At 70.1% G+C, this 22,646-nt stretch carries 21 protein-coding genes; 5 read left to right on the top strand and 16 right to left on the bottom strand.

Going from position 1 to position 22,646, the window contains the following annotated elements; genetic code table 11:
* Positions 1–203 precede the first annotated feature (203 nt).
* From nusB to AB0M63_RS33450, 13 genes are all read right to left on the bottom strand, one after another.
* On the bottom strand, positions 204–638 hold the full coding sequence (gene nusB / locus AB0M63_RS33510; RefSeq protein WP_355925542.1) for a transcription antitermination factor NusB: 435 nt from the start codon (positions 636–638) through the stop codon (positions 204–206).
* 2 nt (positions 639–640) lie between these two features.
* Positions 641–1,207 (bottom strand): elongation factor P, encoded by a 567-nt coding sequence (gene efp / locus AB0M63_RS33505; protein WP_019059745.1) that lies wholly within the window; start codon positions 1,205–1,207, stop codon positions 641–643.
* 60 nt (positions 1,208–1,267) lie between these two features.
* On the bottom strand, positions 1,268–2,374 hold the full coding sequence (locus AB0M63_RS33500; protein ID WP_355925540.1) for an aminopeptidase P family protein: 1,107 nt from the start codon (positions 2,372–2,374) through the stop codon (positions 1,268–1,270).
* Between the two features lie 95 nt (positions 2,375–2,469).
* Complete coding sequence (locus tag AB0M63_RS33495) at positions 2,470–3,288, bottom strand: Pro-rich N-terminal domain-containing protein (protein WP_366021981.1); 819 nt, start codon at positions 3,286–3,288, stop codon at positions 2,470–2,472.
* 171 nt (positions 3,289–3,459) lie between these two features.
* On the bottom strand, positions 3,460–4,554 hold the full coding sequence (gene aroB / locus AB0M63_RS33490; protein ID WP_366021980.1) for a 3-dehydroquinate synthase: 1,095 nt from the start codon (positions 4,552–4,554) through the stop codon (positions 3,460–3,462).
* Positions 4,551–5,069: a shikimate kinase gene (locus AB0M63_RS33485; protein ID WP_366021979.1), complete on the bottom strand. Its 519-nt coding sequence runs from the start codon at positions 5,067–5,069 to the stop codon at positions 4,551–4,553. Before AB0M63_RS33485 ends, aroB begins: the two co-directional genes overlap by 4 nt.
* Positions 5,066–6,250 (bottom strand): chorismate synthase, encoded by a 1,185-nt coding sequence (gene aroC / locus AB0M63_RS33480; RefSeq protein ID WP_366021978.1) that lies wholly within the window; start codon positions 6,248–6,250, stop codon positions 5,066–5,068. The genes AB0M63_RS33485 and aroC overlap by 4 nt, the downstream gene beginning before the upstream one ends.
* A gap of 643 nt (positions 6,251–6,893) precedes the next feature.
* Entirely contained in the window at positions 6,894–7,733 is an 840-nt protein-coding gene (locus AB0M63_RS33475) for a shikimate dehydrogenase (protein WP_366021977.1), read from the bottom strand.
* The gene (mltG, locus tag AB0M63_RS33470) at positions 7,714–9,453 is read right to left on the bottom strand and encodes an endolytic transglycosylase MltG (protein WP_366021995.1); all 1,740 of its coding nucleotides are present in this window, start codon (positions 9,451–9,453) and stop codon (positions 7,714–7,716) included. Before mltG ends, AB0M63_RS33475 begins: the two co-directional genes overlap by 20 nt.
* A gap of 122 nt (positions 9,454–9,575) precedes the next feature.
* Positions 9,576–10,040, bottom strand: coding sequence for a Holliday junction resolvase RuvX (gene ruvX, locus AB0M63_RS33465; RefSeq protein ID WP_366021976.1), 465 nt, complete (start codon positions 10,038–10,040; stop codon positions 9,576–9,578).
* A 15-nt stretch (positions 10,041–10,055) separates the two neighbouring features.
* On the bottom strand, positions 10,056–12,728 hold the full coding sequence (gene alaS / locus AB0M63_RS33460) for an alanine--tRNA ligase (protein WP_355918983.1): 2,673 nt from the start codon (positions 12,726–12,728) through the stop codon (positions 10,056–10,058).
* A complete protein-coding gene (locus tag AB0M63_RS33455; protein WP_355918986.1) occupies positions 12,728–13,087 on the bottom strand; it encodes a hypothetical protein in 360 nt (119 codons plus the stop codon). Before AB0M63_RS33455 ends, alaS begins: the two co-directional genes overlap by 1 nt.
* A 7-nt stretch (positions 13,088–13,094) precedes the next feature.
* A complete protein-coding gene (locus AB0M63_RS33450) occupies positions 13,095–13,535 on the bottom strand; it encodes a DUF948 domain-containing protein (RefSeq protein ID WP_355918989.1) in 441 nt (146 codons plus the stop codon).
* Positions 13,536–13,687: 152 nt separating this feature from the next.
* Between AB0M63_RS33450 and AB0M63_RS33445 the strand changes: the two genes are divergently transcribed.
* Positions 13,688–15,850 carry an AAA family ATPase gene (locus AB0M63_RS33445; RefSeq protein ID WP_366021975.1) on the top strand — a complete coding sequence of 721 codons (2,163 nt, stop codon included), beginning with the start codon at positions 13,688–13,690 and terminating at the stop codon, positions 15,848–15,850.
* Positions 15,851–15,881: 31 nt separating this feature from the next.
* Here the strand turns inward: AB0M63_RS33445 and rpsD are convergent, their stop codons facing one another.
* The 3 genes from rpsD to AB0M63_RS33430 form a co-directional block, all read right to left on the bottom strand.
* The gene (gene rpsD, locus AB0M63_RS33440) at positions 15,882–16,496 is read right to left on the bottom strand and encodes a 30S ribosomal protein S4 (RefSeq protein ID WP_019066381.1); all 615 of its coding nucleotides are present in this window, start codon (positions 16,494–16,496) and stop codon (positions 15,882–15,884) included.
* Positions 16,497–16,806: 310 nt separating this feature from the next.
* Positions 16,807–18,162 carry a replication-associated recombination protein A gene (locus AB0M63_RS33435; protein WP_366021974.1) on the bottom strand — a complete coding sequence of 452 codons (1,356 nt, stop codon included), beginning with the start codon at positions 18,160–18,162 and terminating at the stop codon, positions 16,807–16,809.
* A gap of 48 nt (positions 18,163–18,210) precedes the next feature.
* Complete coding sequence (locus AB0M63_RS33430; protein WP_355918999.1) at positions 18,211–18,867, bottom strand: vitamin K epoxide reductase family protein; 657 nt, start codon at positions 18,865–18,867, stop codon at positions 18,211–18,213.
* A 142-nt stretch (positions 18,868–19,009) separates the two neighbouring features.
* Between AB0M63_RS33430 and AB0M63_RS33425 the strand changes: the two genes are divergently transcribed.
* The 4 genes from AB0M63_RS33425 to AB0M63_RS33410 are packed head-to-tail and all read left to right on the top strand — an operon-like array spanning position 19,010 to position 22,540.
* Positions 19,010–19,876 (top strand): ABC transporter ATP-binding protein, encoded by an 867-nt coding sequence (locus AB0M63_RS33425; RefSeq protein ID WP_355919002.1) that lies wholly within the window; start codon positions 19,010–19,012, stop codon positions 19,874–19,876.
* A complete protein-coding gene (locus tag AB0M63_RS33420) occupies positions 19,873–20,724 on the top strand; it encodes an ABC transporter permease (RefSeq protein ID WP_355919005.1) in 852 nt (283 codons plus the stop codon). The genes AB0M63_RS33425 and AB0M63_RS33420 overlap by 4 nt, the downstream gene beginning before the upstream one ends.
* Positions 20,721–21,920 (top strand): sensor histidine kinase, encoded by a 1,200-nt coding sequence (locus tag AB0M63_RS33415; protein ID WP_366021973.1) that lies wholly within the window; start codon positions 20,721–20,723, stop codon positions 21,918–21,920. Before AB0M63_RS33420 ends, AB0M63_RS33415 begins: the two co-directional genes overlap by 4 nt.
* Positions 21,917–22,540 (top strand): response regulator transcription factor, encoded by a 624-nt coding sequence (locus AB0M63_RS33410; protein ID WP_355919011.1) that lies wholly within the window; start codon positions 21,917–21,919, stop codon positions 22,538–22,540. The genes AB0M63_RS33415 and AB0M63_RS33410 overlap by 4 nt, the downstream gene beginning before the upstream one ends.
* The last annotated feature ends 106 nt before the right edge of the window (positions 22,541–22,646 follow it).

The following is a 22,646-nucleotide window of genomic DNA, read 5'->3' as shown; positions in this document are numbered from 1 at the left end:
CCGGCCGGCGGCCCCGCCCCCACGGTCACGTCATACCCCCCACCCGATATCATTAGACAGGCCCGGGGGGTGTGCCCCAACGTTGACCTGCCGCCCCACCCCGGCGGCTTTCTGCGGGCCTCAGGGGCCTCATGCGTACGGGAACGCCGGAGGGCCCGCAGCGGTGTCGCTGCGGGCCCTCCGGCGTTTCGCTCGCGTACTGCTCAGACGTCGTCCCGGCGCAGCGAGGGCTTCAGGTCCTTGAACCGGCCCAGCAGGCCGTTGACGAACGAGGGCGACTCGTCTGTCGAGAACTCCTTCGCCAACTGCACCATCTCGTCCAGGACAACAGCGTCCGGCGTCTCGTCGGCCCAGATCAGCTCGTAGGCCCCGAGGCGCAGGATGTTGCGGTCCACCACGGGCATGCGGTCGAGCGTCCAGCCGACGGAGTACTGCGCGATCAGCTCGTCGATACGGCGCGCGTGCTGCGCGTACCCCTCGACCAGCTCCATCGTGTACTCGCTGACCGGCGGCTGCCGGGTGTCGTCCCGGGACAGCCGGATCCAGTCCGCGAGGACCGTCTGGACGCCGACACCGCGCTGGTCGCCCTCGAAGAGGATCTGGAAGGCGCGCTTGCGGGCCGTATTGCGGGCAGCCACGGTTAGCTGTTCACCCGGCCGAGGTAGTCGCTGGAGCGGGTGTCGACCTTGATCTTCTCACCGGTGGTGATGAAGAGCGGGACCTGGATCTGGTAGCCGGTCTCCAGGGTGGCGGGCTTGGTGCCACCGGTGGAGCGGTCGCCCTGGACGCCGGGCTCGGTCTCCTGGATGACCAGCTCGACGGCGGCCGGCAGCTCGACGAAGAGCACCTCGCCCTCGTGCTGGGCGACCGTGGCGGTGAAGCCCTCGATCAGGAAGTTGGCGGCGTCGCCGACGGCCTTGCGGTCGACCATGAGCTGGTCGTAGGTCTCCATGTCCATGAAGACGAAGTACTCGCCGTCCATGTACGAGAACTGCATGTCGCGCTTGTCGACAGTGGCCGTCTCGACCTTGACGCCGGCGTTGAACGTCTTGTCGACGACCTTGCCGGAGAGCACGTTCTTGAGCTTGGTGCGCACGAAGGCAGGGCCCTTGCCGGGCTTGACGTGCTGGAACTCGACGACGGACCAGAGCTGGCCCCCGTCGAGCTTGAGCACCAGGCCGTTCTTGAGGTCGTTCGTGGAAGCCACGGTTGCGGAATCTCCTGGACTGACGTGGACGACCCCGGGACACGCGCACAGCTCGAAAAGCTAGAGCGCGAGCAGTTCCTTGGTCGTGATGGTGAGTAGCTCGGGTCCGCCGTCCGCCTCAGGGCGTACGACGAGCGTGTCATCGATCCGGACACCGCCCCGGCCCGGGAGGTGGACCCCCGGTTCGACGGTGACCGGCACGCAAGCGTCCAGTTTACCCATGGCCGCGGGGGCCAACTGCGGCTCCTCGTCGATTTCGAGCCCGACACCGTGGCCGGTGAGGGCTGGAAGGCCCTCCGAATACCCCGCGGAGTCCAGTACCTGGCGGGCCGCGCGGTCCACCTCACGGTAGGCGGCACCGGGGGTCAGGGACTCCCGTGCGGCGCGCTGGGCGGCGAAGACGAGGTCGTACAGCTCGATCTGCCAGTCCGCGGGAGAGGTGCCGATGACGAACGTACGGCCGATCTCACAGCGGTATCCGCGATAGGTGGCGCCGAGGCAGACGGAGAGGAAATCTCCTTCCTCGACCCGGCGGTCGGTCGGCCGGTGGCCGCGTCTGCCGGAGTGCGGGCCGGTGGCGACGGAGGTGGCGAAGGCCGGGCCGTCGGCACCGTGGTCGACGAGCCGCCGCTCCAGTTCGAGGGCGAGATGGCGTTCGGTGCGGCCGACGAGGATCGACTCCAGCAGCTCGCCGAGGGCCTGGTCGGCGATCTCGGCGCCGATTCTCAGACAGGAGATCTCCTCCTCGTCCTTGACGACCCGGAGCTGTTCGACCGCGGCGCCGATGTCGGTGAGGCGGAGCGCCGGGGCGACCGAGCGCAGGGCTCGGTGGCGGGTCACGGTGAGGTGGTGTTCCTCCACGGCCATCGATTCGGCGCCCTGTGCGAGCGCGAGGTCCGCGGCCGCCACGGCGGGGTCGCCGCCCGGGCCGGGCAGTTCGTGGACGCGGAGTGCCTCGTCGGGGCGGCCCTCCGCGGGGCGCTCCCCCGCCGGCCCGGCGCAGACCAGCAGGTCCTCGCGCCTGCCCAGGAGCAGGACGGTGCCCTGCGGGGCCGGCCCGGCCAGATAGCGCACGTTGGCCGGGCTGGTCACCAGCGCGGACTGGCTGCCGCCGGCCTGGGCTCGTTCCCTGAGGTTTGCTCTGCGGGCTGCGTAGACCTCTGACATGAGACGAGCGTAGGAGCGGTGGCTGGATTGTGCTGGTTGGGAGGGTGCCGTTCGGGGGACGGGGTGCGGAATGGGCAAGGCCACTCCCCCGGTGACTACCAGCTCGGGGGACTCGCTATCGATCGGGCCAGCACGTCGTTCAGCACTTGGGCCGTCTGTTGTACGTCCATCTGGGAGTTGTCGATGATCGGGAGGCCCGAGCCGTACCAACCCGCCATGCGGCCGTGGATGCGGGCCACCTCCTCGTCGGTGAGGCGCCGGTTGCCGGAGCGCTCCGCGTTGCGTTCCAGGACGATTTCCAGCCCCGGGAGGAGAACGACCGGGAGGAGGCCGGGGCCCACATGGCGTTTCCAGCCACCGAGGCCGACGACCGGGCGGTCGGGGAAGACCGCGTCGTCGAGGATGCAGGAGATGCCGTTGGCGAGGAAGTTGCGGGCGGCGAAGCCGCAGGTGCGGCGGGCCAGGCGGTACTGGGCCTCCGAGTGGTCGTTCCACCCGGACTGTGGGTCGGCGAAACCCGAGCGGACCCATTCGCGTACGTCGTCGAGGCTGATGTGGGCGGTGGGGACCCCGCGGTGGTCCGCCCAGTACTTGGCGACGCTCGTCTTGCCCGCGCCCGCGGGGCCGATGAGCAGCACCGCGAGGGTGGTGGAGGTCGGGTCGGCCGCGGCCTGCGCGGGAGGCGTGCTGGGCATGGGCACGGGGCCGCCCGGCGGCAGTTGGACATGGCCGGTGGTGTCCGGGGCGTGACGCGGGACCGCGTGCGGCACGGGTGGGGCCGGTGGCGGTGGGGGCACCGGAGCCGGACCCGGAGGATGCGGGCCCGGGTGCTGTCCGGTCGGCATCCAACCGGTGGCCGGTCCCTGCCCCGGCTGGTGGGGCGGCGGCAGCGGAGACCCCACTGCGTGCTGCATCCGGTGCCACTCCATCTCGTCTTTTTCTGGCGATTGGCGCTGGCAGCGGGCCCGAATCCCCCGCTCCCTACCGAACGGTACCTTCCCCGGCCGCCATTTGGTGAACGGCCGGGGAGGGCCCGAAGTGCCCATCCCCACAAGGCAAAACGGATGGAAGGGGTGTGCCGGGACCTACTCGCCCACTTCGCCGTACGCGGCGAGCAGGACGGCCGGGTCGGGGCCTTCCAGGACCGTGGGTTTGGCGAGGCCGTCGAGGACGATGAAGCGGAGCAGATCGCCACGGGACTTCTTGTCGACCTTCATGGTCTCCAGAAGCTTGGGCCACTGGTCGTGACGGTAGCTGAGCGGGAGACCGACGGATTCGAGGACCGTGCGGTGACGGTCCGCCGTCGCGTCGTCCAACCGGCCCGCAAGACGGCCCAGTTCGGCCGCGAAGTGCATGCCTACGGCGACTGCGGCGCCGTGCCGCCACTTGTAGCGCTCGTTCTTCTCGATGGCGTGCGCGAGGGTGTGGCCGTAGTTGAGGATCTCGCGCAGGCCGGACTCCTTGAGGTCGGCGGAGACGACCTCGGCCTTGACCTTGATGGAGCGTTCGATCAGCTCGGCGGTGTGCGGTCCGGCCGGGGTGCGCGCGGCCTGGGGGTCGGACTCGATGAGTTCGAGGATCACCGGGTCGGCGATGAAGCCGGCTTTGATGATCTCGGCGAGCCCGGAGACGTAGTCGTTGACCGGGAGGGAGTCCAGCGCCGCCAGGTCGCAGAGCACGCCGGCCGGCGGGTGGAAGGAGCCGACCAGGTTCTTGCCCTCGGCGGTGTTGATGCCGGTCTTGCCGCCGACGGCCGCGTCGACCATGGCCAGGACGGTGGTCGGGACGGCGATCCAGCGGACCCCGCGCAGCCAGGTCGCGGCGACGAATCCGGCCAGGTCGGTGGTGGAGCCGCCGCCGACGCCCACGATGACGTCGGAGCGGGTGAATCCGGACTGGCCGAGCGCCTTCCAGCAGTAGGCGGCGACCTCGGCGGTCTTGGCCTCCTCCGCGTTGGGCACCTGGATGGCGACGGCCTCGAAACCCTGCCCGGCCAGGTCGGCGCGCAGCGCCTCCCCCGTCTCGGCGAGGGCCTCGGGGTGCACGACCGCGACCCGCTTGGCCCGGTCGCCGATCAACCCACCCAGCTCGCCCAGGAGTTGACGGCCCACCAGGACCTCGTAGGGGTCACTGCCCGCCGTGCCGCCGACCTGGATCCGCGTCGCTGACTCGCTGCTCATGCTTCCTTCAACTCCAGTGCGTCCAGGACGGCTTGGGTGACCTCTTCGGGGGTGCGCCCGTCGGTGGCTACGACGGCCTGTGCGACCTCGGCGTACAAGTGGCGCCTGGCTTCCATCAGTTCACGCCACTGCTTGCGCGGGTTGATGGCCAGCAGCGGGCGGGCCGCGTTGAGACCGGTGCGCTTGACCGCTTCGTCCACGTCCATGGAGAGGTAGACGACCCGCTGCCCGGCGAGCAGCGCGCGCGTGTCGGCGTCGAGGACCGAGCCGCCGCCGAGCGCGAGGACACCCTCGTGCCCGGCGAGCGCCTGGGCCACGGCGCGCTTCTCGATCGCCCGGAAGACGGGCTCGCCCTCGTCGACGAAGATCTCGGCGATGGTGCGGCCCTCGGCGGCCACGATGTCGTCGTCGGTGTCCCGGTAGCCGACACCGAGCCGCCCGGCCAGCTGCTGCCCGACCGTCGACTTGCCCACACCCATCGGACCGACCAGCACGACCAGCGGTGCGGTACTCATCGGATGACCAGGTTCTCAAGGTAGGAGCGGACGTTGCGGCGGGTCTCGGGCACCGAGTCGCCGCCGAACTTCTCCGCCACCGCATCCGCCAGAACGAGGGCGACCATCGCCTCGGCGACGATCCCGGCGGCCGGCACCGCGGACACGTCCGAACGCTGATGATGGGCCTGCGTGGCCTCACCCGTCACCACATCCACGGTCCGCAGCGCACGCGGCACGGTCGCGATCGGCTTCATCGCCGCCCGCACCCGCAGCAGTTCACCGGTGGACAGGCCGCCCTCGGTACCACCGGAGCGCCCGGACACGCGCCGGATGCCCTCGTCGGTCTTTACGATCTCGTCGTGCGCCTTCGAGCCCGGCACCCGGGCCAGCTCGAAACCGTCACCGATCTCGACACCCTTGATCGCCTGGATACCCATCAGAGCACCGGCCAGGCGGGCGTCCAGCTTGCGGTCCCAGTGCACATGCGAGCCCAGGCCCACCGGCACACCGTAGGCGAGGACCTCCACCACACCGCCGAGGGTGTCGCCGTCCTTGTGGGCCTGATCGATCTCCGCGACCATCGCCTTCGAGGCATCCGCGTCCAGGCAGCGCACCGGATCCGCGTCCAGCCTCGCCACATCGGCCGGCGCGGGCACAACACCCCGCGGAGCCCTCGCCGAGGCCAGCTCCACAACATGCGAGACGATCTCGATACCGGCCGTCTCCTTGAGGTACGACCGTGCCACCGCGCCCAGCGCGACCCGCGCCGCGGTCTCCCGCGCGGAGGCGCGCTCCAGGATCGGACGGGCCTCCTCGAAACCGTACTTCTGCATCCCCGCCAGATCCGCGTGACCGGGACGCGGGCGGGTCAGCGGGGCGTTACGGGCGAGCCCGGCCAGGATCTCCGGGTCGATCGGGTCGGCCGCCATCACCTGCTCCCACTTGGGCCACTCGGTATTGCCCACCATGATCGCGACCGGCGAACCGAGGGTGAGGCCGTGCCGGACACCACCGAGGAAGGTGACCTCGTCGCGCTCGAACTTCATCCGCGCACCGCGCCCATAACCCAGCCGCCGCCGCGCCAGATGATCCGCCACCATCTCCGTGGTGATCGGCACACCGGCGGGAAGCCCCTCCAGCGTCGCCACGAGTGCGGGACCGTGGGACTCCCCAGCGGTCAGCCAGCGCAACCTGCTCAACGGTGCTCCTCATGCTCGCGCCCTGCTACTGCCCTGCGTACGCGCGTCCTCGCGTACGGCGACGGCGAAACCGGGTGCGCGGCCCTGGCCCGCCGCCCCCGATCCTCCCACGTCCGGGGCATGGACCTGGCCTGCGGTCCAGAGAGCGGACGGGGCGTGGGGGTGGGAGACGGCCCTGCGTGGCCTCCTGCCGCACTGCGTCATCGAGGTCAGGAGCTCGCCGACACACGCGCGGCGCAGCCGATGGGTCGGGCTCAGAGGTCTACGGGCGCCGCCGCGGCCGAGCCGATGAGTCGGGCCCAGCAGGCCACGGGCGCCGCCCCGGCCGAGCCACGGGCCCAGCGGTCCGCCAAGGCGCACTCTGCCGCCCGCGCGGGCCGGTGTCGGCAGTCAACCGACCTGTTCTCGGCCGGCCTGCTCGATCGGGACCAGCATCCGACCAACGCTCCCGGCCAACCCAATCACTCAGGCCCAGCGATTACCGACGGCCCCTTGGCGTCGTCGACAGCCGAAGCCGATCCGCGCCCACTCGCCTACCCCGCCGAACGCACGTCAGCGGTCCGTCGGCCGTACCTCTTGCCCCTCCGCCAGCACCTTCTCGCCGATCGCAACGCCCCCGACCCCAAACCCAGCGGAGCGCCCCTCAGCGATCCGCCAACGCCTTCTCCCCCGCCCTGCGCATCGCGTCCAGCGGTGCAGGGTGACGGCCGGTCATCTGTTCCACCTGGAGTACGGCCTGGTGGACCAGGAGGTCGAGGCCGCTGACGACCGCACCGCCGTAGCCGGACCAGCGGGCCGCGAGGGTCGTGGGCCAGGGGTCGTAGAGGACGTCGAAGAGGGTGGTGGGGCGTTCCGGTACGGCGGAGGCGAGGGGGTCCGTGGTGCCGGCGGGGGTGGTCGCGATGACCAGGGGGGCGCGCAGGGCCTCGGCCGCGTCCGACCAGTCGGCCGTGCGGACCTCCACATCCAGCCGCTCGCCCCACAACCGCATCTCGGCGGCGCGGGCCTCACTGCGGACATAGGCGACGATCTCGCCGGTGCAGACGCGGGCGAGGGCGGCGAGGGCGGAGGAGGCGGTGGCGCCGGAGCCGAGGATCGCGGCCGAGTCGACCTGTTCGATGCCGTGTTCGCGCAGTGCGGCGACCATGCCGGGGATGTCGGTGTTGTCGCCGACGCGTCGGCCGTCCTCGGTGAACACGACCGTGTTGACCGCGTCCACCGACGCCGCGGTGTCGCTGATCTCGTCGAGGAGCGGTATGACAGCGCGCTTCAGCGGCATGGTCAGCGACAGCCCGGCCCACTCCGGTCCGAGGTTCTCGAAGAACCCCGGCAGGCCGGCCGCATCGACGTCGAAGCGGTCGTAGGACCAGTCGTCGAGTCCCAGCTCCCCGTACGCCGCGCGATGCAGCACCGGGGAGAGGGAGTGGGCGATGGGTGAACCGAGCACGGCGGCCCGGCGGGCGTCAGTTGCCCGAGGTGGCATTGAACTTTTCCTTGAGTGCCTGGAATTCGGCGTACGTCTTGGCGAATTCGGTCTTGTTCTCGCCGTCGGTCGCCACGAAGTAGATCCAGCCGTCCTTGGTCGGATTCAGTGCCGCTGCGAGCGCCTCGTCACCGGGATTGTCGATGGGACCGGGCGGGAGGCCCTTTTGGGTGTAGGTGTTGTACGGGTCCTTGTTGCTGTTGATCTCGGACTCGCTGATGCGGATGTTGCTCTGGCCCTTCAGGTAATTGAAGGTCGAGTCGAACTGCAGGTACCGGTTTGTCTCGGTGTTCGTGGTCTTGAGGCGGTTGTAGACCACTTCGGCCATCTTGCGGAAGTCGTCGTGCGTCTTTCCTTCGGCCTGGACGAGGCTCGCCACCGTGATGACCTGCAGCGGACTCGTGAGATTAAGCGCCTTCGCCTTGCCCGCGAGGTCGTACTTGTCATAGGCCTCGTTGGCCTGGGAGACCATCTGCTTGAGGACCGACTCGGGCTTCATACCCTTTGCGACGCCATAGGTGCCAGGGTAGAGGAATCCTTCCAGTGGGTCCTTGATGTCCTTGTTGTCGTTCGCCCAGCTCGGCAGTCCGAAACTCTTCCATTCGGCTTTCGCCACCTTTTTCGTGGTGCCGCCAGAAAGACCGAGTTGCTTATCGAGTTCGGAGTAGATCTTCGTGGTGCGCCAGCCTGGAGGAACGATAAAATTGCTCTGACTCTTGGGGTCGAGCATCAGCTTTACGGCACTTTCGGCCGACATGTGCTCCTTGAGCAGAAAGACGCCCGCCTGGATCTTCTTTCCGTCGGGATTCTGCGACTGAGCGGCCACGAACGCGTCGACGCTCTTCACGACGCCCTGTTTCTTCAACTCCTGGCCGATGGTGTAACCGCCCGCGCCCTTGGGGATGGTGACGCTCACCGAACCGGTGCCGTCTCCCGCGTAGTCGGGGGCCGTGCCGAAACGATCCTGGTAGAACTGCCAGCCGAAGTAGCCGACTCCGGCCAGGCCGCCGCCGAAGACCAGGACGACCACCAGGCAGGCACAGCCGTTGCGGCGCTTCCTCTCCTTGCCGCCTTTGCCCTTGCCGCCCTTGCCCCGCCGGTCGCCGCGTCCACCCGGCTCGTCGTCGTCGGCCTCGTCGTCATCGTCGCCGCCCGCGAAGAACGCGTGCTCGCCCTGGTCGGGACCCGGGTCCCAGTCGGTCCGCTCCGGTTCGGGCTCCGTGCGTCGCCGGCCCGGCGGCTCCGGCGGTGGGAACGCGTCGGGGGTGCCGTAGAAATCGGGCTGCTGTTCGCCGTACGCGGCGGCCTGCTGTCCGTACGGGTCGCCGGGGTCGGCGGCGTAGGGGACATGGCCATGCGTGCCGGTGGCGTCCCAGCCACCCTGCTGATACTGCTGCTGCTGACCGGCGTACTGCTGATGCCCCTGATCGGCGTACTGCTGCTGGTCCGCCCACTGTTGCTGGTCGGGGTACTGCTGAGGGTGACCCTGCTGTTCGTAGACCTGGTACTGCTGCTGCGCCTGACCGTAGTCGGCCTGCTGGCCGTGGCCCCAGTCGCCGTACTGCGGCTGCTGGGGCTGTTCCGGATAGTGCTGCGGCTGGCCGCCGTAGGAGGACTGCCGGCCCACGTGGGCCTGCTGTCCTTCCCATCCGACGTCCCCGAACAACGGGTCCTCCGGATGCCACGGTTCGGAGCCTGGGCCCCGGCCATACTCAGTCATCGATCCCCTAGAGCCGCGAGGCGGCGGTCGCGGCGCTTGCGGCTCCGGCTCCCGTCCCGCCTCTTGCTGTGCCATGGCTGTTCGAACACCATCGCATCGCGCGGAACGTTACCGTATCGCGATCAGATGACCACTTCGACGCCCTCGCCGGGTGGTTTACCTGACACCCGTTCGGATTCCAACGCCTGCTGAAGGATGATCACAGCGGCGGCCTGGTCGATGACCGAGCGGCCCTTCTTGGACGTCACCCCCGATGCCCGCAGTCCCTGACTGGCCGTCACCGTGGTCATCCGTTCGTCCAACAGTCTGACCTCTACGGGGGCGATGCCCCTGGCCAGCTCCTGGGAGAAGGCCCGGACCTTCACGGCGGCCGGGCCCTCGCCCCCCTTGAGGGAGCGGGGGAGGCCGACGACGACCTCGATCGGTTCGTACTCCTCGACGAGTTGCCTCAGCCGACGGTGCGCCGCCGGGATGTCTCGGCCGGGGACCGTCTCGACGGGAGTGGCGAGGATCCCGTCGGGGTCGCACGAGGCGACCCCGATCCGGGCGTCCCCGACATCGATCGCGAGCCGACGTCCTCTGCGCATGTTCGCGGCCTTTTCTTACTTGGCCGTGTCGGCGACGAGACGTTCGACGGCGTCCACGGCCTCGCCGACGGCGGCCGGGTTCTGGCCGCCGCCCTGGGCCACGTCCGGCTTGCCGCCACCGCCGCCGCCGAGGGTCTTGGCGGCCGTACGGACCAGCTCGCCGGCCTTGAGGCCGCGCTCGCGGGCGGCTTCGTTGGTGGCGATGACCGTCAGCGGCTTGCCGTTGTTGACCGTGAACAGCGCGACCACGGCGGGCCGGCCGCCCTGGATGCGGCCGCGCACGTCGAGGACCAGCTTGCGCAGGTCGTCCGGAGTGGTGCCGTCCGGGACCTGACCGGTGACGAGGGCGACGCCGTTGACATCCTTGGCGGACTCGACGAGACCGGCCGCGGCCTGGAGCACCTTCTCGGCGCGGAACTTCTCGATCTCCTTCTCGGCGTCCTTCAGCTTGCCGAGCATGGCGGAGACCTTCTCCGGAAGCTCCTCCGGGCGGCCCTTGACCAGCTCCTGGAGCTGGGCGACCACCGTGTGTTCGCGGGCGAGGAAGTTGTAGGCGTCGACGCCGACGAGGGCTTCGATACGGCGGACACCCGAGCCGATGGACGACTCGCCGAGCAGCTTCACCAGGCCGAGCTGGGAGGTGTTGTGGACGTGGGTGCCGCCGCACAGCTCCTTGGAGAAGTCGCCGATGGTGACGACCCGGACCCGCTCGCCGTACTTCTCGCCGAACTCGGCGATGGCGCCCTGCTTCTTGGCCTCGTCGAGGCTGAGGATCTCGGCGTGCACGTCCAGGTCGCGGGCGAGCACCTCGTTGATCTTCTGCTCGACGTCGGTCATCACGGCGGTGGGAACCGCGGACGGGGAACCGAAGTCGAAGCGGAAGCGCCCGGGCTGGTTCTCGGAACCGGCCTGCGCGGCCGTCGGACCCAGCGCGTCACGCAGCGCCTGGTGGGTGAGGTGGGTGGCCGAGTGGGCGCGGGCGATGGCGGTGCGGCGGCGGATGTCGATCGCGGCCTCGGCCTTGGCGCCGACGGTGACCTCGCCGAACTGGACGACGCCCTTGTGGACGTAGACGCCCGGTACCGGCTTCTGGCAGTCGCGGACCTCGATGACGGCACCGGACTCGACCTTGATCCGGCCGGTGTCGCCGATCTGGCCGCCGCCCTCGGCGTAGAACGGGGTGCGGTCGAGGACGATCTCGACCTCGTCGCCCTCGGTCGCGGCCGGGGAGGAGACGCCGTCGACGAGGATGCCGACGATCGTGGACTCGCCCTGGGTGTCCGAGTAGCCGATGAAGTCGGTCTCGCCGGCCTGGTCGGCGATCTCGCGGTAGGCGCCGACACCGGCGTGGCCGGTCTTCTTGGCCCGGGCGTCGGCCTTGGCCTGGTCGCGCTGCTGCTTCATCAGGCGCCGGAAGCCGTCCTCGTCCACCGAAAGGCCCTGTTCGGCGGCCATTTCGAGGGTGAGGTCGATCGGGAAGCCCCAGGTGTCGTGGAGCAGGAACGCCTTGTCGCCGGCGAGGACCTTGCCGCCGGACTCCTTGGTGTCGCTGATGGCCGTGTCGAGGATGTTGGTGCCGGCCTTCAGCGTCTTGAGGAAGGCGGCCTCCTCGGCGAGGGCGACGGTCTCGATGCGCTGCCGGTCGGTGACCAGCTCGGGGTACTGCTGGCCCATCATCGCGATGACCGTGTCGATGAGGTCCTTGACGACCGGACCGGTGGCACCGAGCAGACGCATGTTGCGGATGGCGCGGCGCATGATGCGGCGCAGGACGTAACCGCGGCCCTCGTTGCCGGGGGTCACGCCGTCGCCGATGAGCATCACGGAGGTGCGCATGTGGTCGGTGACCACGCGCAGGGAGACGTCCGAGTCGTGGGAGTCGCCGTACTCGACACCGGTCAGCTCGGTGGCCTTCTTGATGACGGCCATGGAGGTGTCGATCTCGTACATGTTCTGGACGCCCTGGAGGATCATCGCGAGGCGCTCCAGGCCGAGGCCCGTGTCGATGTTCTTGCTGGGCAGTTCGCCGAGGATCTCGAAGTCCTCCTTGCCGATGCCCTCGCCGCGCTCGTACTGCATGAAGACGAGGTTCCAGATCTCCACGTACCGCTCGTCGTTGACGGCCGGACCGCCCTCGACGCCGAACTCGGGGCCGCGGTCGTAGTTGATCTCGGAGCACGGGCCGCAGGGGCCGGGGACACCCATGGACCAGTAGTTGTCCTTCTTGCCGAGGCGCTGGATGCGCTCGGCCGGGACGCCGATCTTGTCGCGCCAGATGGTCTCGGCCTCGTCGTCGTCGAGGTAGACCGTGATCCACAGCCGCTCGGGGTCGAGTCCGTAACCACCCTTGTCCTGGGGCGAGGTGAGCAGCTCCCAGGCGTAGGTGATGGCGCCTTCCTTGAAGTAGTCGCCGAAGGAGAAGTTGCCGCACATCTGGAAGAACGTGCCGTGCCGGGTGGTCTTGCCGACCTCTTCGATGTCGGGGGTGCGCACGCACTTCTGCACGCTGGTGGCGCGCGGCCACGGCGGCTTGACCTCGCCGAGGAAGTACGGCTTGAAGGGGACCATTCCGGCGGGGACCAGGAGCAGAGTCGGGTCGTCCGCGATGAGCGACGCCGAAGGGACGACGGTGTGGCCGCGCTCCTCGTAGAAGCTCAACCAGCGGCGGCGGATTTCAGCCGACTCCATCAGTGGTCCTCATTCCGGTTGTACGAGTACGTCGTTCTGTCCGTCCTGTCGACGGATTTCGGGGTGCTGCGGTTCTCGATGGCGATGTGCTGCCTGGCGGCGGGGAGTTCGGGGTCGACCGGGGCGCTGATCCCCAGGGCGTCGCCGAGTTCGGCCTCCCGCTGGACCATGCCGGCGCGGACGTCGAGCGCGAAGCCCACCGCGCTGTCCTTGAGCCGGTGACCCGCTTCGAGCGCCTTGTTGGCCGCGGACACGGCGAGGTGCTCGGGGGTGAGCTGCTTCAGCTTGCGATTGACCTTGGTGGTCGCCCAGACACCGGCGGCTACGCCCGTGCCGAACCAGAACGTACGGCGGAACATCGCTCGGTCAGTCCTTCTTCCGGGTGCGCTTGGCCCGCCGCGCGGCCGGGACCGTACGGCCCACGATCACCGTACGCCGGGAGGCCTTGGCGGGCTCGGCCTCGCGTCGGCCGCCGAGGGCCCGGCGGACGCCGTAGCCGAAGGCCGCGACCTTGACGAGGGGGCCGCCGAAGGTGGAGGCGACGGTGGTCGACAGGGCGGAGGCGTTCGACGTGACTTCCTGGACGTCGGTGGCGATCGCGTCGACCCGGTCGATCTGGGTCTGCGCCGAGCGCACCGCCGAGGAGGCGTCCGCCAGCAGCGGGACGGCCTGGTCGGTCACGTCCGCGACCAGCTTGGTGGTCGCCTTCAGCGTCTGGGCCAGCCTCACCAGTGCGACGGCGAGGAAGGAGACCAGGATCGCCCAGAAGACGGCCACCAGGATCCCGGCAACCTCTCCACCGGACACCTGACACCCTCTCTCATGAACACCTGTAGATAACTGGTCCCGAGCCTATCGCGCCGAGGCCGGCGCTCCGTACCGCATTACCGCCCCGCGCGCGGTGGAGTTGAGCGAAGCGATTGTACGGACTGAATACGGTTCAGTACGCTCCGTGTTCCATGCGAGCTTCCCAGCGCACCGGCTCCTCCGCCGACGGCAATCTGCCCCTCGAACCCGACCGGTTCGTGGGCCGCGCGGCCGAACTCACCGAGCTGGCGCGGGCGCTCGACGCCTCGCGGCTGGTCACGGTGACCGGACCCGGCGGGGTCGGCAAGTCGCGGCTCGCGGCCCGTGCGGCGGCCCGGTGCGCTCCCCCGGGCGGGGTGTGGCGGGTGGAGCTGGCCGCGGTGCGCGATCCGGAACTCGTGGACTTCGCGGTCGTGGAGGCGCTGGGCCTGACGGATCACACCACTCGGCCGCCGCGTGAGGCGTTGCTCGCCCATCTGACGGGACGTCAACTCCTGTTGGTACTGGACGGGTTCGAGCATCTGGTGGAGGTGTGTGCCTCGCTGGTGGCCGAGTTGGTGGGGCGGGTACCGGGGCTGCGGGTGCTCGCGGTGGGACGGCGGCCGCTGGAGCTGGCGGGCGAACGGGTGCTGGCGCTGGCGCCGTTGGGCGAGGAAGAGGCGGTGGAGCTGTTCGCCGAGCGGGCCGCGCAGCAGGGGATCGTCCTCGGGGACGACGACGCGGACGTACGGGAGTTGTGCCGGCGGCTCGACGGGATTCCGCTCGCCGTGGAGCTGGCGGCGGGGCGGCTGCGGGCGTTGTCGCCCGGGGAGTTGCTGGCGCGGCTCGACGACCGGTTCCGGCTGCTGGCCTGCGGACGGCGCGACGCGCTGCCCCGGCACCGGACGCTGCGCACGGCGATCGGCTGGAGCCATGAGCTGTGCACGCCCGGGGAACGGCTGTTGTGGGCACGCCTGTCGGTGTTCGCGGGGAGCTTCGACCTGGAGGCCGTCGACTATGTGTGCAGCGGCGACGGGCTGCCCGCCGACGACGTCCTCGATGTGCTGTCCGAGCTGCTCGCACAGTCCGTGATCGTCCGCGAGGAGACGGCGAGGGGTGTGCGCTACCGGATGCTCGACACCGTCCGGGCCTACGGCGCGGACTGGCTGGCGGCGACCGGGGACGCGGACCGGCTGCGGCGCCGGCACCGCGACTGGTATCTGGGGCTGGCGACCTGGTGCGAGCTGGACTGGTTCTCGCCGCGCCAGGGCGAGGTCGCCGCGCGGGTCGAGGCGGAGCTGCCGAATCTGCGCGGTGCCCTGGAGTACTGCCTGAACGAGCCGGACGAGACGCATCTGGGCCAGTACCTGGCGGGCTCCCTGTGGTTCTACTGGGCGGGCTGCGGACGGCTCTCGGAGGGCCGGCACTGGCTGGAGCAGGCCGTACAGCTCGAATCCGGGAACGACCAGTCACGGCTGAAGGCCCTGTGGGTGCTCGGCTATGTGGCGATCCTCCAGGGCGACACCGTGCCCGCGCTGGCCGCGCTCCAGGAGTGCCGGGAGGAGGCGGACCGGGCCGAGAACCCCACGGCGGTGGCGTACGCGGAGCATCGCACCGGCTGTCTGGCCCTGGTCACCGACGACATGGCGCGGGCGGAGACCCTGCTGCGCTCGGCCCTCGACCGCTATCGGCGGATCGGCGAGCTGAACAGCACGGTGCTGATGGGCCAGGTCGAGCTGGCGATGGCCCGGGCCTTCCAGGGTGACCTGGTGGACGCGGTGAAGCTGTGCCAGGACGTACGGCGGGTGTGCGAGGACCACGGCGAGCGGTGGACGAGGGCGTACGCGCTGTATGTGCTGGCGTACGTCGCCTGGAGCGACGGCGAACTCCCGCTCGCGCGCGACCTGTTGACGGACTGTCTGGGCAGCGCGCACGGTTTCCGCGATCTGCTGGGCTCGGTGCTGGCGGTCGAGCTGCTGGCCCTCGTCACGGCGGCGGAGGGCGATGCCGCCGAGGCCGCGCTGCTGCAGGGCGCGGCGGGCGGGATGTGGCCGTCGGTGGGGCTGCCGCTGTTCGGCTCGGCGTACTACAACGCGCCGCACGAGCTGTGCGAGGCGATGGCCCGGGAACGGCTGGGCGACGAGCGGTACGAGGAGTGCGCCCGCGAGGGAGCACGGCTCGGTCGTGAGGCGGCCGTGGCGCGGGCACTGAGGCAGCCGCGCCCGCTCGACGCGGTGCCGGTTCCGCGCGGTCCGGTGCGGCCCGCGGCGGTACGGGCCGACATGCGAAAGCCCGCCGCCTCGCCCACCCGGAAGGGCGGGGAGACGACGGGCTGACGCGAAAGGTGGTGCTACGTCCGTGAGGTGATCAGCGGGCGTAGTACTCGACGACGAGCTGCTCGTCGCAGATCACCGGGATCTCCTTGCGGTTCGGCTCGCGGTCCAGGCGGAACGCCAGGGCGCCGAGGTTCACCTGGAGGTAGCGCGGGGTCTCGCCGTCGGGGGCGAAGCCACCGGCGCGGGAGACCTCGAACAGCGTCTTGCTGCGGCTGCGCTCGCGGACCATCACGACGTCGTCGGGCTTGACGCGGAAGGACGGCTTGTCGACCTTCTGGCCGTTGACCTCGATGTGGCCGTGAACGACCATCTGGCGGGCCTGGTAGATCGTGCGGGCGATGCCCGAACGCAGGACCAGCGCGTCGAGACGACGCTCCAGCTCGATGATCAGGGCCTCACCGGTCTTGCCCTGGACCTTGGAGGCACGCTCGTAGGCGCGGACGAGCTGGCGCTCGGACACGTCGTACTGCGCGCGCAGACGCTGCTTCTCCAGCAGACGGACCTTGTAGTCCGAGTTCTGCTTGCGGCCACGACCGTGCTCACCCGGCGGGTAGGGACGGGCCTCGAAGTACTTGACGGCCTTCGGGGTCAGCGCGATGCCGAGGGCACGCGACTTCTTGACCTTGGGGCGGGACTGGTTCGCCACTTGTCTCTTTCCTTAATTTCCGGCTTGTCAGGGTTAAGGGAGGTCGCATCCGCAGTCGGGGAAACCCGCCGGGTCCGCGAGGGACCTGTCGGGCAGCCGCTCCCCTGGTCTGGGCACATACGTGCAGCACACGAGTGGCCCACCGACCTCTCCCGGAACTCCGGGTGGTGGTGGGCTGCCCGCGACACCGTTCGAAGGGTGCGCGACGCTCCTGGAGACGGTCCGGGGACTGGGTCCCTTGACCGGCTCCGGCTGGCTGTCCTGTTCTGACTGCACAGGACCCAGCACTCCGGCGAAGTCTACAGGGTGCTCAGGACCGCTTACGACCGAGGTGCGCCCTGGTCCACTCGACCGCGTCCGCGTACCGGGCCTCGGCTCCATGACGTGTGGGCTCGTAGTACTCGCGGTCCTTCAGCTCCTCCGGGGCGTACCGCTGCTCGGCGATCCCCTCGGGCAGGTCGTGCGGGTAGACGTACCCCTGGGCGTGGCCGAGCTTGGCCGCGCCCTTGTAGTGCCCGTCCCGCAGATGCATCGGCACCGGGCCCGCGTGCCCCTTGCGTACGTCCTCCATGGCGGCGCCGATCGCCATGGTCGCCGCGTTCGACTTGGGGGCCAGGGCGAGCGCGATGGTGGCGTGGCTGAGGGTGAGCGCGGCCTCGGGGAAGCCGATCATGGCTACGGCCTGGGCGGCGGCGACCGCGATCGGCAGGGCGTTGGGATCCGCCAGGCCGATGTCCTCGCTCGCCGAGATCATCAGGCGCCGGGCGATGAAGCGGGGGTCCTCGCCGGCCTCGATCATGCGGGCGAGGTAGTGCAGGGCCGCGTCGACGTCCGAGCCCCGGATGGACTTGATGAGGGCGCTGGCCACGTCGTAGTGCTGGTCGCCGTCGCGGTCGTACTTCACCGCCGCGCGGTCGACGGTCTCCTCCAGGGTCTGGAGGGTGATGTCCGGCTCGCCCTTGTCGAGGGCGGCCCCGGCGGCGGCCTCCAGGGCGGTGAGCGCGCGGCGGGCGTCGCCGCCGGCGATGCGCAGCAGGTGGTTCTCACTGTCCTCGGGGAGGGCGACCGCGGCCTTGAGACCGCGCTCGTCGGACAGGGCCCGGCGCAGCAGGGCGCGCAGGTCGTCGTCCGTGAGGGGTTCGAGGGTGAGGAGCAGGGAGCGGGACAGGAGCGGAGAGATCACCGAGAAGTACGGGTTCTCCGTGGTCGCCGCGATCAGGGTCACCCAGCGGTTCTCGACGGCCGGCAGGAGGGAGTCCTGCTGGGCCTTGCTGAAGCGGTGGATCTCGTCGAGGAAGAGGACGGTCTCCTTGCCGAAGCCGCCGGTGGCGCGGCGGGCGCCGTCGATGACCGCACGGACCTCCTTGACGCCGGCGGTGATCGCGGACAACTCCACGAACCGCTTGTCGGTGGCCTTGGAGACGACGTAGGCAAGGGTCGTCTTTCCGGTGCCGGGCGGGCCCCAGAGGAGCACCGAGGAGGGTCCGGCCGGGCCGCCCGCACCCTCGCCGACGAGTCTGCGCAGGGGCGAGCCCGGCTTCAGCAGGTGCTGCTGGCCCACGACCTCGTCGAGGGTGCGCGGGCGCATCCGTACGGCCAGGGGACTGCTGGACGGGTCCTTCTCCTGGCGTTCTTCGGCTGCGGCGGTGAACAGGTCGGGCTCCACGTCCAAAACCCTATGTCACCGCACTGACAACGCGGTCGGGCCGCCTGCTCAGGCCCAGAGCTGGGTGCCCCAGCGGGTCAGGACCAGCATCGCGATGATGCCGACGTGGGTGACCGGGAGGACCCAGGTGAACTCGCCCAGGAAGTTCTTGACCGGGCGCGGGGCCTTCAGGAAGTCGTTGCGGATGTTGAACGAGGTGACGTACCAGAACATGGTGATCGTGGCGACCCAGGCCAGCGAGCACCACAGGCACAGCGCGTTGATCCGGTACAGGGACTGGAACTGCAGCCACGTGACGAAACCGACGCCGAAGAGCGTGCCGAAGTTGAAGGTCAGCCAGTACCAGCGCGGGAACCTGGCCCGGGTCAGCAGGCTCATGCCGACGCAGATGACGATGCCGTAGGCGACCAGGCCGAGCATCGGGTTCGGGAAGCCGAAGGCGGCGGCCTGCTTGCTCTCCATGACGCTGCCGCAGGACACGATCGGGTTGATGCTGCAGCTCGGGGTGAACGTCTTCCCCGCGATCTTGCCCTCAAGGATCTTGAACTTGTCGAGCGTGATGACCCACGCGGCCAGGAGTCCGGCCGCACCGGTGATCACCAGCAGCACGGCAAAGGCGCGGCTGCTGCCCGCGGTGCGTGGTTCCACGTCGGTGTGCTCCGGCTCGGAGTCGGTGGAGACGTCCTTCACTGTCGTCTTGCTCATCACGCCGATCCGTCACTTGAGAGTTGGACCTTCTTCGGGCAGGGCCATTGTGCCGCACGCACACGCCTGTCCACCGTTCGGTGGACATAAGGAAGTACGCACGGTCGTCCCCGATCGCTCGATTCCGGACGATGCTCAAGGCATGACAACACAGGCGAACGACCTCGCAGTGGATGTGCGAGGGCTGCGCAAGCAGTACGGGGACGTGACCGCCGTCGACGGAATCGACCTGGAGATCCGCACGGGGGAGGTGTTCGGCCTGCTCGGGCCCAATGGCGCGGGCAAGAGCACCACGGTGGAGATCCTCCAGGGCAACCGCGGCCGGGACGCGGGCGAGGTGTCGGTGCTCGGCTCGGACCCGGCGACGGGCACACGCGCGTGGCGTTCTCGGGTCGGCATCGTCTGGCAGGACGAATCGGCACCCGCCGAGTTGACGGTCGGCGAGACCGTACGGCATTTCGCCCGCTACTACCCGCGTCCGCGCGACCCCGAGGAGGTCATCGGCCTGGTGGGGCTCGAAGCCAAGGTGGACAGCCGGATCAAGGCGCTGTCGGGCGGACAGCGCAGGCGGCTGGATGTGGCCCTGGGAGTGATCGGCGATCCGGAACTCCTCCTCCTGGACGAACCGACGACCGGTTTCGACCCGGCGGCCCGGCGCCAGTTCTGGGACCTGATCCGCAAACTCGCCGACGAGGGCACCACCATCCTCCTCACCACCCACTACCTGGAGGAGGCGGAGAACCTGGCCGACCGGCTGGCGATCGTCGCCAGGGGCCGGGTGGTCGCCGCGGGCGAACCGGCCGCCCTGCGCGAGCGCCACGGCACCGGAGCCACCGTCGAGTGGACCGAGCCCGACGGCACCCCGCGCGCGGAGCACACCGACACTCCTACCAAGGTCGTGGCCGAACTCATGCACCGCTTCGACGGCGAGATCCCCGGGCTGCTGGTGAGCCGCCCCACCCTGGAGGACGTCTACCTCCGGCTGACCGGACAGGAGGACGTGCGATGACCACCACCACGACCGTCGCGGCGACCCGGGCACGAGCCTCCGAGCAGCGGCTGCCCGGTGCCTGGGGGCTCGGGCTGCGGCGCGGCACCCTGGAGCTCAAACAGTTCTTCCGGCAGCGCGACCAGGTGGTGTTCACCTTCGCCTTCCCGGTCGTCTTCCTGTTCCTGTTCGCGTCGATCTTCAAGGACGACGTCCAGGGTGCGGGCGTCAACGCCTCGCAGTTGTACGTCCCGGCGATGATGGCCGCCGGCATCATGTCGACGAGTTTCCAGTCCCTCGGCATCTCGATCGCGATCGAGCGCGACGAGAAGGTGCTGCGGCGGCTGCGCGGCACCCCGATGCCACCGGCCGCGTACTTCCTCGGCAAGATCTGGCTGGTTCTGGTCACGGGCCTGCTGGAGACCGCGATCCTGCTGCTCGTCGGGACCGGCTTCTACGGCGTGGATCTGCCCTCGTCGGCCACCAAGTGGCTGGACTTCGGGTGGATCTTCGTGCTCGGTCTGACGGCGTGCGCACTGCTCGGCATCGCGGTCAGCTCGGTCCCCAAGTCCGGCAAGAGCGCGACCTCCGTGGTCGTACTGCCCTTCCTGGTGCTGCAGTTCATCTCCGGGGTGTACATCTCCATCGACACCATCCCGGACTGGATGCTCAACATCGGCGCCCTGTTCCCGCTGAAGTGGATGTGCCAGGGGCTGCGCGGAGTCTTCCTGCCCTCCTCGGCACAGGTGCTGGAGCAGGCCGGGAGCTGGGAGTTCGGGAAGGTCGCGCTGGTGCTCGGGGCGTGGTGCGTCGGAGGATTGCTGCTGTGTCTGCTGACCTTCCGGTGGAAGAACCGGCGCGACGGATGAACGCCCCCGGCGGGACGACGGGCACGGACGCCTGGGACCGCTCGTTCCTGCTCTGGGACACGTACTTCGCGCTGATCTGGCTGGCCACCCTGGTGTTCGTGCTCGGCACGGACCAACCGGGGTGGCCGGTGCGCGTGGTGGCGGCCGGGCTGCTCGTCCCGCTGGTGCCGCTGTACGTCTGGTTCGGGCGCCCGATCCTGCGGGGCGATCCGCCCGACGAGCGGCGGGCCGTCGGCTATCTCGTCGCGGAGATGGCGCTGTTCCTGCCGTCGGCGGTGCTGGTCGGCGAGACCCGGCTGATGGGCTTCGCCCTCGTCCCGCCGTGCTTCATGGTGCTGCGGCTGCGCTGGGCGCTGATCGCGGTGACCGTGATCAACGTCGCGCCGGTGATCGGCTGGGCGCTGCTGTGGCGACCCGGCGCGCAGGACGTGTTCTTCAACGCGGTGTTCGCCGTGGTCACCCTGGTCTTCTCGGTGGCCCTCGGGAGCTGGATCATCCGCATCATCGACCAGAGTCAGGAGCGCGCGGAGTTGATCGCCGAACTGGACGCCAGCCGCCACGAGGTCTCCCGGCTGTCGTCGGCGCACGGCGCGCTGGCCGAGCGGGAGCGCATGGCCCGGGAGATCCACGACACTCTCGCCCAGGGCTTCACCAGCCTGCTGATGCTGGTCCAGGCCGTGGAGGCCGAGCTGGACGACGACCCCGCGCAGGCCCGCCGCCATCTCGCCCTGATGGACGAGACGGCCCGGCAGAACCTCGCCGAGGCCCGCGCCCTGGTCGCCGGCGGCACACCGGCCGACCTCGCGGACGCCTCGCTGCCGGACGCCCTGCGCCGGCTCGCCGCCCGCCAGGACGCGACGCTGGAGGTGACGGGCGCGGTGCGTGCCCTGCCGGCGGGACCCGAGGTGGTGGCGCTGCGCTCCTGTCAGGAGGCGCTCGCCAACGCCCGTAAGCACGCGGGGAGTTCGGTGGCGGTGAGCCTCGTCCTGGCGTACGCCGACGAGACGCTGACCGTCTCGGTACGGGACGACGGGTGCGGCTTCGACCCGGGTGCGGTCTCCGGCGGCTACGGCCTGGCGGGCCTGCGGACCCGGGCCGCCGAGGTGGGGGGAACGGCCCTGGTGCACAGCGCGCCGGGCGACGGCACGACGGTGACGGTACGGCTGCCGGTCGCCCCGCGGAGGAGTGCGCGATGATCCGGATCGTCCTGGCCGACGACCACCCCGTCGTAAGGGAGGGCCTGCGCGCCATGCTCAGCGCGGAACCCGACCTCGACGTGGTCGCCGACGCCTCCAGCGGCCCGCAGGCGGAAGCCCTGGCGGCCGAACTCCGCCCCGACATCGTGCTGATGGACCTGCGGATGCCGGGCGGCGGAGGCGTCGACTCCATCGTGCGGATGAACGAGGCCGGACTGCCCTGCCGTGTGATCGTCCTCACGACGTACGAGACGGACCGCGACATCCTGCGCGCGGTGGAGGCGGGCGCCGCGGGCTATCTGCTGAAGGATCTGCCGCGGGGCGAACTGGCCGACGCGGTACGGGCCGCGGCGCGCGGCGAGACGGTCCTGGCCCCCTCGGTGGCCGCCCGCCTGGTCGACCAACTGCGCACCAAACCGGAACGGCCCCGGCTGTCGGAGCGGGAGACGGCGGTACTGCGGCTGGTGGCGGAGGGCTGCACCAACGCCGAGATCGGCAGGCGCCTGTACATCGGGGAGTCGACGGTGAAGACCCATCTCCTGCGCGTCTTCGGCAAGTTGGGGGTGGACGACCGGACGGCGGCGGTGACGAGCGCGATGCGGCACGGGTTGCTGGACTGAGGGGTCTGGGGGCTGCCGCCCCCACGCCTCCGACCCCCGCACCACCGGATTCCTGCCGCTCCGCGGAATCCGGTGGTGCCGAGGCCGGTCCGGCCGGGATCTCGGT

Source organism: Streptomyces sp. NPDC051576 (genome assembly GCF_040681835.1).
Taxonomy (GTDB): domain Bacteria; phylum Actinomycetota; class Actinomycetes; order Streptomycetales; family Streptomycetaceae; genus Streptomyces.
Note: the sequence above shows the minus strand (reverse complement) of the source record. Positions and strands in the feature narration are given on the sequence as shown.